The sequence below is a fragment of the Bacillus sp. AFS037270 genome, assembly GCF_002585305.1.
Window position 1 is genome coordinate 60,885 of the sequence record NZ_NUNF01000007.1, and the last position, 14,730, is coordinate 75,614.

Sequence of the window (14,730 nt, forward strand, 5' to 3'; positions counted from 1 at the left end):
TATTGATCAACAGGGGCAGTTACAACAATGCCCCTGTTTTTATTGTGAAACGAAACAATTAGGTAAATGAATGTCAGCTAGTTAAAAAACTCATTTAGACGCATTACGAGGAAACGTAAATAATAGGATAGGCCGTTCTCTTTGTTATAAGAAACCACAGTAACCTTATGCTGTGGTTCTTATTGATGGGGCAAAAGGTGCTGAGAAGAGTCGTCAAATATGAATAAAAATGAATTAACCATGGCATAGTAGTTCAACAGGTAAATTGATTTCAACCTCGAAGGCTGTTAGTCTATCAGGTTTTGTTTAATTATGGGATAGATTAAGCTTGATTTATTTCATATAGGTCTCCATGAAGTTATTAGACTTAAGGAGACCTTTTTTATATTTGCGATCCTGCGTCTATATCCTAAAAGGATTAATATCACTATTTGTTACTTTTTAATTTTTATATTCCTTTTGTAAATTTTTTGGAGAAAGATTGTACTCTCTTTTAAAGAGCCTGTAAAAACTCGAATAATCAGGAAACCCAGATTTTAAAGCAATTGTCTCGATAGAGAACTGATTTTGTTTAATCAAAGTGACAGAGTAAGATAGACGCTTTAATGAGACGTAACGATAAAAAGGCAGGTTCATGTTTTTCTTGAAATAATGAGAAAAATAGTATTTGTTTAAATGGAAATGATTTGATACTCTTTCTAAACTCAAATCCGGCTCAGTCAAATGTGAATCTATGTATTGTAAAATAGAGACAAACCTCTGGTCTAATTCATCTTTGTTGCTAAGGTTTGGTGTACTGCTTGCAGGATTAAAAATAACTTGTAGAGCTTGAAGTAATAAGTAATGCAGTGTAAAGGAAAAATTCTCCTCATCATTCTTGATTCTATTAATGATTTCAAGAAATAACGAAATGATATTTTGGAAATTTTTTAAATGAAGATGTAACACAAACGATCCTTGTGTCTTTTGATAAACAATATCCTCTTTCATTAATGGTGAACTAGAGGCAAAGTCTGCCATTAAATGCTTACTAACCATAACAATAATGCGTTCATATTTATCGATATCTTCAACATTAGCCTCATGAACGGCATAAGGAGGGATGACCACAACATCCCCTCTCCTCAGGTTATAGGTCTTTCCCTCACAGAAAAATTCACATTCCCCGCCTAGAAATACAAGGAACTCATAAACATCATGACTGTGAAGGCGGAATAATGTCTCTAATTGGGAAAAGTTCACTGATGATTCATTATATTTCTTAAGATGATCTTCGGAATGATATTTTTTGTTGAAGTAATAAATTTCAAAGTCCTTACCAATTACTGGGATAAAAACGGACTGCTTCATAATATCCTCCTTTCAAACAGCAACATTTACAATAATCTTAGCAAAAAGTGCTATATATTTTGAGCTTTTTGTTGTTATTCTATAACTGCAAGCGGTAACATTCATTTTTTAAGCAATATCCTAAATAAACTGCTTACTAAATAAATGGATATACCCAAAATTGAGCACCCTATCGTATGAAATAGTAAAGTTTAATCAAAGTAAAAATCAAAAGATAAAAATTCGAGTATTTTATTAGGGTGAGTAAGATTAGGAGGCAATAATGTGGAGTCTAACCATAAACAATCAAATTTAGAGGTCAGAGTCAAGAATATCATTGAAGTTGATGGATTAAAATTTAAAGATTTGAATAATAGCGGGAAACTTGAACCGTATAAAGATTGGCGTTTAAGCCCTAAGGAACGTGCTGAGAATCTAGTCTCCTTGATGAATATTGATGAAAAGGTCGGCATGATGCTGATTAATACTCGTCAGATGGGTCTTTCCCAAAAAGATAAGAGTAAGACAAGCCATGATGGTGTGTTAGATGAAGGAATTGTTGAAAAAGGCGAGACTATTTTTGCTTTGGCAAAAGTATATGGCACATCGCATACGATTGAAAACATGCATTTGCGCCACTTCATTTTGCGAGACAATTGGAGCCCGGCTCAAATGGCAGAGTGGGTTAATACCATGAATGAAGTATGCGAGGGAACACGTCTTGGTATTCCTTGCTTAATAGCATCTAATTCAAGAAACGAAAATACAGAATTCATCTTTGGTATGAATGACGCAGCCGGAATTTTCTCGACTTGGCCTGGAACATTAGGACTTGCAGCAGCAGCAAAAGGGGAAATCAAAAATGGCGGCGATGCCTCCCTTATCAGCCAATTTGCTGAAATAGCACATGATGAGTGGGATGCAGTCGGAATCAGAAAAGGTTATATGTATATGGCCGATACAGCTACTGATCCTAGATGGCAGCGGACGTATGGTACATTTGGCGAAGACCCAGAATTTATTTCTGATGCAATCGGCCGGATCATTGACGGATTCCAAGGTGAGACCGTCGGAAAACATAGTATTGCGATGACAACAAAACACTTTCCTGGCGGCGGTGCAAGGGAAAATGGATTCGATCCACATTATGCAGAAGGAAAGTGGAACTTATATCCAACTCCAGGCAGCTTAGAAAAATACCACCTGCCACCGTTTCAGGCTGCAGTAGACCATGGCACTTCATCTATAATGCCATATTATTCTATCCCGAGTATCAAAAATAGTGTGGTTCAAGAATTTGAAGGAGAAGACATTCCTTTCGAAGAGGTTGGCTTTACCTTTAATCATTATTTCTTAAATCATATCCTTAGAGAAAAGCTAGGGTTCAAGGGCTATGTAAATAGTGACAGTGGTATAACAAGTAAAATGTGCTGGGGAGTTGAAGACAAGAGCGAGGCTGAACGTTTTGCAAAGGCAATTAACGCAGGTACAGATCTTGTCGCTGATACCAATGATATTGAAAACCTTAAAAAAGCCATCGAAAATGGTTGGATCAGTGAAAAACGTATTAATGAAGCCAATGTAAGGCTCCTTACTGAAATGTTTGCTTTAGGACTTTTTGATGATCGCACTTATGTTTCACCAGAAAACGCTGCTTCAGTGGTTAGTAATCAAGCTAACTGGGATGCTGCTTATGAAGCTCATAAAAAATCGGTAACCGTTCTTAAAAATTCTAACCAGACCTTACCATTAACAGCTGATAAGCTTGGTAATCAAAAGGTTTATGTAGAAGTGTTCCACAAGGAACCAGAGCGGGCAGCTGCTTATACGGAAAAAGCAAGACAGGAATGTCAGGAACTTGGCCAATTTACTTTGACTGATAACTATGAAGAAGCTGACATTGCTATTTTATTCTTAAGTCCAAAATCTGGAGCTTATTTCAATGCAACCCCAGGACTGTTAGAACTTGAAATCTGTGAAGATAAAACAGAAACGGCTTTGGATGGGTCTACCTATCAAGAAACCACTTTAAGTGGAATGGACCATCTAAAGGAAGTGGCAGATAGTATCCATGTTCGTGGTGGAAAAGTTATTATGAGTGTGAATGTCATTTTGCCATGGATCCTTGGAAATGTCGAACCTTTGGCTGATGTCCTAATTGCTGGTTATGACACTTACTATAAGGCGCAGTATGAGGTAATCGCTGGCAATAGCCGCCCAGTAGGTGTATTGCCGCTAACATTGCCTGCAAGTGAAGCTGTCATTGCGGTTGATAAAGAAGGTAATTGTGTGTCAAGAAATGATGTACCGGGATATGACAAGGACAAATATATGCCGGAAGGTCTTCAGTATGCTTATAAAGATAGTGATGGTAATATTTATAAGCTTGGTCATGGATTGACCTATTAATATAGGTTATATTGAGAAAAAAGCGTTAAATCTTGAAGGTTCAGGATTTAACGCTTTTTTTATTGGACTTGTAAGTAATCCACTATACCTTTAATAGCAAATAGACCCAAAAGAGTATGTACATTGTAAAAAAGCCCTTTGTTGTTTTGAGCCGACATTTAAAACATTATATTTAAGCCACTATATTACATAATTACTTAACCTGCCGATATGCTCTACCTCCACTGATACGATATCGCCTGATTTCATAGGACAACTGCCAGAAGGAGAGCCGGTAGCTAAAACATCACCTGGCTGTAGTGTCATAACCTGTGAAACCCAACTCACCAGATACGGAATTGATAATGACATCTGGTTAGTATTTCCATCCTGTACGACTTCGCCGTTTAGTGTGGTCACGATTCGTAAATTAGTAGGATCTAAGCCTGTCACAATATATGGGCCTAAGGGTCCAAAAGTGTCAAAACCTTTCCCCCGTGTAAACTGAGGATCTTTCTTTGTAAGGTCTCTTGCCGTTACATCATTAAATATCGTACAGCCAAAAATATAATCCAATGCATCTTCTTCCTTTATATTTTTGCCTCGTTTTCCGATAACAAGTGCGACTTCACCCTCCATTTCTACCTGGTTGGTTAAGCCGCTTGATGGAAGAATAATTTCCCCTTGATCTGGAATCAAGGAAGAAGCAGGTTTTAAAAATAAAAAAGGTTCTTTTAGATTGGCTTTTCCACCAGTCTCTTTTGCGTGTGCCGCATAGGTCCAGCCGAAATTAATGATTTTTGAAGGTTTAACAGGTTCTAATATTTTTACATCATAGGATTTAACTCTTATACCATCAAATTTTATATCTTTGTTTACAATATCAGTAAAATTACTGGAAAGCTGCAGAATATCGTCATCATCAACAATTCCGTAATAGATGTTTCCGTTCCGATTCTGATAGCGGACTATCGTTTGTGTCTTTTGTAATAACTGCATTACCATGCCGCATCAACTCCATATAGATAAATAATTAACTCTTTACCAACAAATTTATATGGCTACTAAAGAGGAACTTGGTTCAAGGCAAACCATTTCGGTAAGAATCTTATAGCCTTGAATATGATGGAAAGCTTCTCTTGCTTCTTTTTCCGTGTCGAACTCAAATATTCTTATATTTTCACCATTTGAAAACACAGTGATAATCCACATCGTAGATTCTCCTTTATACATATATAATTAAGAACAAGGCTGTGAAGGATATAAATTCAGAAGCCTTGTTTCTCTCATTAGGTTGGTTTACTTAGCCCACAGACCAAAGAAAAAGCTTGCTAGGACAAGGATAATCGCTCCTCCGAGCCGGGTAGCTAACTGAGCATAGGACATTAAGATCATTCGATTAGATGCGCCTAATATTTCAAGGTCACCTGACCCCCCGCGGTTAACATGGCATAAACCTCCAGCGATGGATGCTTCAATTTCATAGAATCCAACCACTTTCGCAAAAATCCAGCATCCAGCTACAGCTCCAAACACTGTAAATAAAGAAATAACAGCTGTTTGAAGGGAAAGGGCATGGACTAGTGCACTAAAATCGGTATAAGTAATACCAACACCTGCTAAAAAGACGAATAATAGTTTACCCATCATAAATTCATTTACCTTTTTTAACCCATTTCTTGCACGTTCAGGAATGATATCCAATGCGTTAGCGATGATTAACAGAATAACCATATAGGCATAAGGGTGAATAGAGAAAGAACCGATTTTTGGAAGTAATCCTACTCCTACAAAATTTGATAGTGCATAGAAGGCAACAGCAACAAACAGTCCAAAAGCAGCATCTTCCATTGAAGCAGTATTTTTTTCTTTTGCTTCTTGTTTCGTAACCTGGCCTTTAATTAATTCACCATTTCCAGTCCATTTCGGCACTTTCTTTCCAAGACCATTTAAAAGAGCACCTACCATAATAGCAAAAATGTTACTAATCGTTAAGATTGTAATAGCAGAAGAGTACCAAATTTTAGGGTCCTTTCCAGTCACTTCTCCCCAAATTTGGCTCATTGGAATCGCACCAGCGCCATTTCCTCCACCCATAATTGGCAGAGCATAGTTCATGATTACCTCTTTATAATCTACACCAACAATCAACCCGCCAACAATGGCCAAGACAAAGGCGGAAAGTGTGCCAATGAGAACCAATGGGATGAAGCCGCCGATGGCTTTAGCTAGAAAGTTTCTCTTGATAGAAAGAATTGAGCTCGTAATAATAACGGAAATAAAGAAGTCAAGCATACCCATTTCATCGAAAAGAGTCTTAACTCCATCCGATACATCTTTCGTAATGATTCCAGTAGAAACCAAATAGGAAGCGCCTAAGAAAGCAAGCAGGGAACCACCACCAAGATAGTCCTTCCAAATCGGCAGGGTGTCGCCAACCTTTCCAAAGAAGAATCCAACAACAAATAGAACAAGGATGTCTGTGGCAAAGTTTACAGGGAGGGATTTAGTCATGATACTGAAAGATAAAATTGCTGCACCCGCGAGCCATCCCCATAAAGGCAAACCATAAACATTATAATTTATAAATCCTAATTTCGAAGAGGCGGCCGGCTGTGCCTCTGAATATACTGGTATTTCATTTTTAAGTCCCATTGATGTTCCTCCTATGAATTTAATACTGATGGATTAGAATGCATTAGTAGATCTGATAACTGCGTAAAGAAAATGGATATTACTTGGCACACGATGTAAAGTAAATCTGGATGATTAAACTTTTAAATAGAAGCGAACTGCAACCGTTTTCAGGCGAGGGTTAAAAAAACCGCATAAATCTTCCCCTTTCCGTCTATAGTGATTTATCTATGTATAAAATAACAATTAAGGTTTATAAAATGAATATTATAAAAATAAGAGCTAAAAAGAATATTATGGTCTATTTTGAACCTTTTGTTCACGAGTATTACGTAGGAGAATACTAGCAGGTGAATAAAAATAAGGGAATGGTGCATTCACCATTCCCTTAGACACCTATTCTATTTTTTTCTATAAATTCTTTCAGGACGCCCAACATCCCCATAAGATAAATCAGCCAAAATTTGATCCTTAGCCACCAGGTACTCTAAATAGCGGCGGGCAGTGGGGCGGCTAATTCCGATTTGCTTGGCGAGTCTTTCTGCATTCAGACCTTCTTCAGAGTGATTTAATACTTCTGTTACTTTTTGTAATGTAATCTTATCAATTCCCTTAGGAAGATAGGAATGGAGTTGCTCTTTTTGTCTATTTATTAATTCGTCAATTTCTTCTTGGTTAATGGATTGATTTTCAGTTTGTATCTTTTTTAATCTACTGCGAAATTCTTGATATTTTTCAAGAGAATTTTTCAAACGTTCAAAGACCAAGGGTTTTACAATAAAATCAAAAACTCCATTGCGTAGTGCTTCTTTGACGGAAGTAATTTCTCGGGAGGCTGTTATCATAATTACATCTGATTCATGAAATTGTTGATGGATAACTTCTAGAAACTCTAAACCGTTCATATCAGGAAAATAAATATCTAAGAGAACCAAGTGGGGACGAAGAATATCTAACTGTTCTTGTGCCTCCTGTCTGTCTGTAGCAATGCCAATAACTTTATATCCAGGAACTTTTTCGACCAGCCTGCGGTTAATTTCTGCAATTCGTACGTCGTCTTCTATTATTAATACAGAAATTTCCTCTATTGGTTGTTGATAAGCCATGTAGGATCCTCCTAATAAACTATGATTTTGGAATAATAACGGTAAAAATAGATCCACCCTCTGGATTAGGTGTATAAGAAATATATCCATTTAATTTCTTAATGATATTTTGAACTAAAAAGAGGCCGACACCGTGATTTTTCACCTCTTTAGTCGAAAAACCTCTTTCAAAGATCTTATCTTGAAATTCAGATGCAATGCCTATACCAGAATCTTCAACCTCCAATAGTAAGTCCCTCCCAAAATCGGAAAAGTATATTTTTATATTTTTTTCTTTTGCGCCAGGTTTCATTACTGCATCCATTGCATTATCGATCAGATTTCCTAAAATAGTTGTCAGACTATCACGTTCAACCGTTTCGGGGATTTCTTTAAAACTACTTTCCCGATCAATATCGAGATGTATTTTTAGTTCATTAGCCTGGTTGAATTTCCCAATGAGTAATCCTCCTATCATTACATCAGGAATTTCTTGTCTAATAAAGTTTAATAAGTTTTGATGAATATCAAATTCACGAGCAATAAACTCAACTGCTTCTTGATAGGATTGGAGTTGAATCAATCCTGAAATCATATAGAGCTTGTTTGAATACTCATGTGTTTGGGCACGTAAGGCTTCGGAATATTGTTTTACTTGTGAAAGTTCTTGAGTAAGACGATATAGCTCTGATTTGCTGCGGAAACTTGATACCCAGCCAATTATATTACCTTTTTCATCCTTTATTGGTAGGTAATTAGCGATAAAAGATTCATCATTTATATAAAATTCTTTATCAAACACTGCTTTTCCATTTTCAATGATTTCTAAAAAAGGGGAGTACGGTGAAATATCTAGAATGTTTTCGCCCAGAACTACTTTTTCATTTGACACTCGGAGCATATTAATAGCCTTTTGGTTAACCATTGTAATGGTCCCATCTAAATTTACTGCGACAATCCCTTCTTTAACTGATTCCAAAACTGCTTTGTTTTCTTGATATAAATGGGTGATTTCTTCCGGTTCAAGTCCAAGAATTGCGCGTTTCATGCCTCGTGCAATAAGGAGGGCACCGATGATACCAACTAAGATAACCCCAACAGAAATCAAAATAATTTTATTTCGGTAATTCGTTGTAATATCTTCAATATTTTGCATTGAAAAGCCCACAGCGACTATCCCAAGAATTTTACCTTTTTGGCTGTAAATAGGGACGATTCCTCTCAAAGACGGACCCAAGGAACCTCTTTCCTGTGAAATTATATATTTACCTTTTAGTGCCTCATCATTATCTTTTCCTACCATGTTTTGCCCAATCCTTTCAGGAATCGGATGGGAATAACGGATTTTTTCAGTATTGCCAACAACGACAAAATCAGCCCCGGTTTGTTTTCGAACCTTTTCTGCTATAGGTTGAATGATTTCAGAAGGTTTTTTTGTCGAAAACGCTTGCCGGACTTCGGGAATAGAAGCCACAGTTTCAGCAATGGACAAGACTCTATCACCCAGTTGTTTGGTTAAGGAATTGGAAATTAAAGAATGGAAATAAAAGCTAAATACAAGGATGATGGGTAATATCAAAGATAAAATTAATAAAGATAACTTCGTTTGTAATCGCATTATTTGTCCCCTTCTTGATGTTTTTTTGCTATGAACAAAACGCACTTAATTCGTCTAAATAATCTTATTGGCGCTTATTTATCTAATCTATATCTCTAAAATTTTATGAGTTAGTATAAATTATACTCAAAAGACAAAGTGATAGATTTGAACATTTGATGAAGGAGGTATGTGTTGAACATGTCTTTATAATATTAAAAAAAATAAATATAAAAGAAAAGGCTTGCAAGTTACTTCTGTTAAATAATAGAGCTCAATACTTTGAGATATTGTCCTTCAATCTAACAAATAATGGGGAATTGGAATATGTGGTATCAAGATTTTAGTAAACAACCCATAAATTTTCAATTAAAAGCAGAAAGGATTCAACTTGAGGAATTCTTAAAGAAGCAGAATTTGGATTTTGATCGTCAGGTAGAATATACAATTGCCTTATTTGATAGAGGAAAGATTATAGCGACCGGTTCTCTAGGAGGAAGGATTTTAAAATGCATTGCCGTTGATGAACAATATCAGAACAGGGGCTTATCTGCGGCTGTTGTCACCGATCTTATCCAGGAAGCCTACTCGAGGGGAAGGACACACCTCTTTATCTATACAAAGCCTGAGAACAAAAATATATTTGCGGACCTGGGCTTTTACCCAATTGCCGAGGTTCCGTCAAAGGTGATTCTTTTGGAGAACCGGCCATTTGGGATAAAAAACTATCTTACTGAAATCAATAAGGAGAAAAAAAACCAATTACTTGAAAATCAAGATGGAAAAGGCGTAGGAGCTGTTATCGTTAATTGCAATCCGTTTACATTAGGCCATCAATACCTAATTCAGTATGCAGCAGCCAAATGCCAAACCCTGCATGTTTTTGTTCTTGAGGAGGACAAGTCAAGTTTTCCTGCAGGAATCCGGTACCGACTGGTAAAGGAAGGAGTTCAACAACTGGACAATGTAGTTGTTCATCAGGGAAGGGATTATATTATTTCCGATGCGACATTCCCGTCGTACTTTATCAAAGAATTTCAGGATATAGTTGAAACCCATGCAAAGCTAGACATAGAACTGTTTACGAAATATATTGCCCCCTCACTTGGAATTCAAAAGAGATTTATAGGTGAGGAACCATACTGCAAAGTGACGGCAGCTTATAACACTGTCATGCAAGAGATTCTTCCTGCAAATGGTATAGAGGTTGAATTAATACCGAGGATGCAGGATGGAGGAAGGCCAATCAGCGCCTCAAGAGTCCGGGAATTAATCCGTGAAGGAAAACTATCTAATGTGCAAACAATGGTTCCTGAAACAACGTATCGGTTTCTTTTATCACATGAGGCTGAAAGAATCATTCAACTGATTCAGGCAGACCATAAAAACTATTAATAGGAGGTTGATAAAAATGTTGGTGTTACAAGAAAGAGTAAAGATTGAAGAAGTAGGGATTGCAGGAACCCTTGAGTCAAGTGATATCACAATACACATTGAAAAGAATGAAGGCAGAGGAATTGAACTTGAACTAAAAAGTACTGTTGAAAATCAATTTGGCAAACAGATCAAGAAGGTCATTTTAGAAACGCTGCAAGAACTAGGAGTAGAGGATGCGCTTGTTGTTGCGAAAGATAAAGGGGCTTTGGATTGTACAATACGTGCCCGAGTATGGGCAGCTGTAAGCAGGGCTACCCATCATGATTGTTTTCCATGGGAGGCGAACTAAAATGGGCAGACTAAGAAGAAGTATGTTATATGTTCCAGGAAACAATCCAGGTATGATCAGGGATGCAAATATTTATGGAGCAGACTCCATCATGTTTGATCTTGAAGATTCTGTGTCTCTTCACGAGAAAGATTCAGCAAGATTATTAGTCTATGAAGCTCTGAAAACAATGGATTATGGACGGACGGAAATCCTTGTCCGCGTCAATGGCCTAGATACTCCGTATGGTAAAGATGACTTTGAAGCTATAGTCAGAGCAAAACCTGATGCCATCCGTCTTCCTAAAACTGAAAAACCGGAAGATGTAGAGGAAGCGGATCAATTAATTACGCAAATTGAAAGAGCAGCTGGAATGGTAAGTGGAACCATCAAGCTAATGGCAGCGATTGAAAGTGCGTTAGGGGTTATTAACGCCTATAAGATTGCAACAGCTAGTAAACGGTTAATTGGGATTGCCATTGGTGCAGAGGATTTTGTAACAGATTTAAAAACAACAAGATCGAAAGAAGGCATTGAATTAATGACAGCAAGAAGTCAAATCCTTTTTGCTGCACGGGCTGCAGGTATAGATGCTCTGGATACGGTTTTTTCTGATGTGGATGATGAAGAAGGTTTTATTCAAGAAGTCAAACTTATTAAACAGTTGGGGTTTGATGGAAAATCGCTTATTAACCCACGTCAAATTAATCTTGTGCACGAGATCTATTCTCCAACGGAAACTGAAATTAAGAAATCCATCACGATTATCGAGGCAGCTAAAGAAGCGGAAAGAAAAGGGTCGGGTGTTATCAGCTTGAACGGCAAAATGATTGACAAGCCAATTATTGAGAGAGCATACAGAGTACTTGAACTAGCTAAGGCGGTAAATAGAGTTTGCGTTGAGGAGATGTTGCAATATGTTTAATATAATTGGACGTACAATACCTGAAGAGATTTTCGGACTTGGAACTCTGCAGCTTTTTGATTCAAAAGGTGTGGTGAAAAATACACAACAGTCCAAACATCGCCAGAGAAATTCTGACCGGAATAAAATTCTTGATTCTCTAGAGACATCCATTCGCGAAACAGGGTTAAAAGATGGAATGACGATTTCCTTCCATCATCATTTCCGAAATGGTGATTATATCATTAATATGGTGTTGAATACGATTGCCAGAATGGGAATTCAGGATCTTACCATCGCACCAAGTTCTCTTGCAGATATCCATGCACCATTAATTAACCATATAAAAACTGGAGTCATTCGCAGAATTGAAACTAGCGGCTTAAGGGGCGAATTGGCTGATGCTATATCAAATGGTTTGATGAACATTCCAGTCGTAATCAATTCCCATGGTGGCAGAGCCCGGGCAATTGCCTCAGGAGAATTACCGATTGATGTTGCCTTTTTAGGGGTACCTTCTTGTGACCCTGCCGGCAATGCCAATGGATATTCCAGGGATAATTCAGCATTATCAGAATGCGGCTCGTTGGGATATGCAAAGGTTGATGCCCAATATGCCAAAAAAGTTGTTCTAATCACAGATCATTTGGTTGAATACCCTAATACTCCTTTTGGTATACCTGAATCTCATGTCGACTATATCGTAGTTGTGAATTCAATTGGTGATCCGAAAGGAATTGTGTCGGGTGCAACCCGGTTTACCAAGAACCCTAAAGACCTGTTAATTGCTCAGAGTGCTGCTGATGTGATTGCTGCTTCGGGCTATTTTGAAGATGGGTTTTCTCTGCAAACCGGTTCAGGAGGGGCTTCGCTGGCTGCTACAAGGTTTTTAAGAGAAAAAATGATTGAGCGAAACATTAAAGCAAGCTTTGCATTGGGCGGAATAACTGGCCAAATGGTTGACCTCCATGAGGAAGGACTGATTAAAAAGTTATTGGATGTCCAAGGATTTGATCTCAAAGCGGTCGCTTCCCTTAAAAACAACCGTTTTCATCAGCAAATTTGTGCGGAGTATTATGCTAGCCCTGATAATCCAGGAAGTGCTGTTAATCAATTAGATATAACCGTATTAAGTGCATTAGAAATCGATCTGGATTTTAATGTGAATGTTATCACAGGTTCTGACGGAGTTATACGCGGTGCTTCAGGGGGACACTGTGATTCAGCAGCAGGAGCGGCATGTTCCATTATTGTGGCACCACTTATCAGGGGCAGAATGCCATCCATTCTTGACAGAGTTCATACGATAGTAACGCCAGGCTGTTCAATCGATGTGCTGGTAACAGACCAAGGAATTGCTGTTAACCCTAAAAGACAGGATTTATATCAAAATCTTAAAAAAGCAAGCTTGCCGGTCATGTCCATTGAAGAACTGAAGGCTAAGGCAAATCAAATTGTCGGAGTTCCAGAACAGATTAAAGTTGAAGATAAAATTATCGGTGTCGTTAAGTATAGGGATGGATCAGTTATCGATGTGATTCATCAAGTGAAAAAGGAATTTTAAAATGACAGAAGCCAAAGAGGTAACCCTTGAGCAATTATTAACAGCTCGCGAATATAGAGCTGCCCATCAGAAGGAATTAATTGAGAATTACAATCTTCCTTTGATTTCTTTCACTATCAATATACCGGGTCCAGTAAAGATAACACCTGAGAGCACAATTATATTTTTAGAGGGCAGTAATGCACTAGCAAATAAACTCAAAGAGGCTGGCTCCTCAATAGTATACTATGAAACCAACCACTACAATACTGGGTTTGAGGTGTACTATGTTGTAAATAAGGATCAACGGAAATTAAAAGCTTTAATGCTTGAAATTGAGAATGAGCATCCTCTAGGGCGGCTATTTGATCTGGATGTGATTGGAGTGGACGGGATTCCCATTTCAAGGGAGAACTTTGGTAATTCTAATCGGAAATGCCTGCTCTGTCATGCAGATGCCCATGGATGTGGACGGAGCAGAAAGCATACAATCGAGGAACTAATGCAGAAGATTAAAAGTATGGTAGATTCATATTTAAATCTTGTACCTTAAGTATATTATAGGGTCAAACTTCGATAAACTTTCTGTTGGTAAACTACCGCATTTTGTCGAGTTTGGCCGTTCTTTTTTGATGATTTTGGATAGGTGGAAGGAGAAACATGGTAGATGGTTAATCAGTGGATACAAACCATTTCGCAAAAAGCACTGCTTTCTTTACTCTATGAGGTTTCTGCAAGTCCTAAGCCTGGATTAGTAGACAGATTCAACGCGGGAGCACATAAAGATATGGATTTTTTTACTTTTATGGCCAGCGGTGCAGCCTTGAGTAATTACTTCAATGAATGTGTTTCGGAGGGAGTAAAATATTCTGGGAAAAATCCACAAGAACTGTTTAAAGCTTTAAGAACTATTGGAATGGAAGCTGAAAAGGCAATGTTTGAGGCAACAAATAACGTCAATACCCATAAAGGTCTGATTTTTTCTTTAGGTATTATCTGTGCTGCAGCTTCTTGCTGCATGATAGAAAGCAAAAACAAAAATGTTGATACAGAAACAATTTGTAGAAAAGTTTCCCAAATGACACAAGGTTTATGTATGAGGGAACTCACCTACTTGAACAAGACCGAAGACCTAACATATGGAGAAAAACTTTATCAGAATTATGGACTTAAAGGTATACGCGGTGAGGTGGAAAATGGTTTTCCGACGGTGCGAAATTACTCTCTCCCTGTATTAACAAAATTAAAATCAATGAAGACTTTACATTGGAATGATATCTTGGTTCACACGCTTCTCCATCTAATGGCTGTAAACGAAGATACTAATATTGTTGCAAGACATGATTTAAAAACTCTGGAATTTGTTCATCATTATTCCCAAAGGGTACTTGATTCCGGCGGAATGTTAATAAAAGAAGGCGTGCAGATGGTATATGAAATGGACAGGGAATTCATTATGAGAAATATAAGCCCTGGAGGTTCAGCGGATCTTTTGGCTGTAACAGTTATCTTTGATCTCCTCTCAAATTAGCTAAAAAAGGTCTG

General features: G+C 37.6%; 13 protein-coding genes. 7 read left to right on the top strand and 6 right to left on the bottom strand.

The features are described 5' to 3' along the window. Nucleotides 1-441: 441 nt before the first annotated feature. The gene (locus COD92_RS03070; RefSeq protein ID WP_098532254.1) at nt 442-1,350 is read right to left on the bottom strand and encodes a helix-turn-helix domain-containing protein; all 909 of its coding nucleotides are present in this window, start codon (nt 1,348-1,350) and stop codon (nt 442-444) included. Between the two features lie 264 nt (nt 1,351-1,614). Here COD92_RS03070 and COD92_RS03075 point away from each other — a divergent pair, with 264 nt between their 5' ends. Further along, complete coding sequence (locus COD92_RS03075) at nt 1,615-3,738, top strand: glycoside hydrolase family 3 protein (protein WP_098532253.1); 2,124 nt, start codon at nt 1,615-1,617, stop codon at nt 3,736-3,738. A gap of 180 nt (nt 3,739-3,918) precedes the next feature. Here the strand turns inward: COD92_RS03075 and COD92_RS03080 are convergent, their stop codons facing one another. The 5 genes from COD92_RS03080 to COD92_RS03095 all read right to left on the bottom strand — a co-directional run bounded on the left by COD92_RS03080 (nt 3,919) and on the right by COD92_RS03095 (nt 9,054). Then, nucleotides 3,919-4,722, bottom strand: coding sequence for a fumarylacetoacetate hydrolase family protein (locus COD92_RS03080; RefSeq protein WP_255286765.1), 804 nt, complete (start codon nt 4,720-4,722; stop codon nt 3,919-3,921). Nucleotides 4,723-4,770: 48 nt separating this feature from the next. After that, entirely contained in the window at nt 4,771-4,929 is a 159-nt protein-coding gene (locus COD92_RS31760; RefSeq protein ID WP_176541337.1) for a hypothetical protein, read from the bottom strand. 87 nt (nt 4,930-5,016) lie between these two features. Further along, a complete protein-coding gene (locus COD92_RS03085) occupies nt 5,017-6,372 on the bottom strand; it encodes a 2-hydroxycarboxylate transporter family protein (protein ID WP_098532252.1) in 1,356 nt (451 codons plus the stop codon). A gap of 380 nt (nt 6,373-6,752) precedes the next feature. Further along, nucleotides 6,753-7,457, bottom strand: a complete 705-nt coding sequence (locus COD92_RS03090) for a response regulator (protein ID WP_098995892.1) — start codon at nt 7,455-7,457, stop codon at nt 6,753-6,755. 19 nt (nt 7,458-7,476) lie between these two features. Next, nucleotides 7,477-9,054, bottom strand: a complete 1,578-nt coding sequence (locus COD92_RS03095) for an ATP-binding protein (protein WP_098532250.1) — start codon at nt 9,052-9,054, stop codon at nt 7,477-7,479. A 306-nt stretch (nt 9,055-9,360) separates the two neighbouring features. Between COD92_RS03095 and citC the strand changes: the two genes are divergently transcribed. From citC to citG, 6 genes are all read left to right on the top strand, one after another. Beyond that, on the top strand, nt 9,361-10,428 hold the full coding sequence (citC, locus tag COD92_RS03100) for a [citrate (pro-3S)-lyase] ligase (protein ID WP_255286764.1): 1,068 nt from the start codon (nt 9,361-9,363) through the stop codon (nt 10,426-10,428). Between the two features lie 16 nt (nt 10,429-10,444). Then, complete coding sequence (gene citD, locus COD92_RS03105; protein ID WP_098532248.1) at nt 10,445-10,759, top strand: citrate lyase acyl carrier protein; 315 nt, start codon at nt 10,445-10,447, stop codon at nt 10,757-10,759. Between the two features lies 1 nt (nt 10,760). Beyond that, nucleotides 10,761-11,663, top strand: a complete 903-nt coding sequence (gene citE, locus COD92_RS03110; RefSeq protein ID WP_098995893.1) for a citrate (pro-3S)-lyase subunit beta — start codon at nt 10,761-10,763, stop codon at nt 11,661-11,663. Further along, on the top strand, nt 11,656-13,206 hold the full coding sequence (gene citF, locus COD92_RS03115) for a citrate lyase subunit alpha (RefSeq protein ID WP_098995894.1): 1,551 nt from the start codon (nt 11,656-11,658) through the stop codon (nt 13,204-13,206). Before citE ends, citF begins: the two co-directional genes overlap by 8 nt. Nucleotide 13,207: 1 nt before the next feature. Next, nucleotides 13,208-13,738 carry a citrate lyase holo-[acyl-carrier protein] synthase gene (citX, locus tag COD92_RS03120; RefSeq protein ID WP_098532245.1) on the top strand — a complete coding sequence of 177 codons (531 nt, stop codon included), beginning with the start codon at nt 13,208-13,210 and terminating at the stop codon, nt 13,736-13,738. 114 nt (nt 13,739-13,852) lie between these two features. Beyond that, entirely contained in the window at nt 13,853-14,716 is an 864-nt protein-coding gene (gene citG / locus COD92_RS03125; protein WP_098532244.1) for a triphosphoribosyl-dephospho-CoA synthase CitG, read from the top strand. Nucleotides 14,717-14,730: the final 14 nt, after the last annotated feature.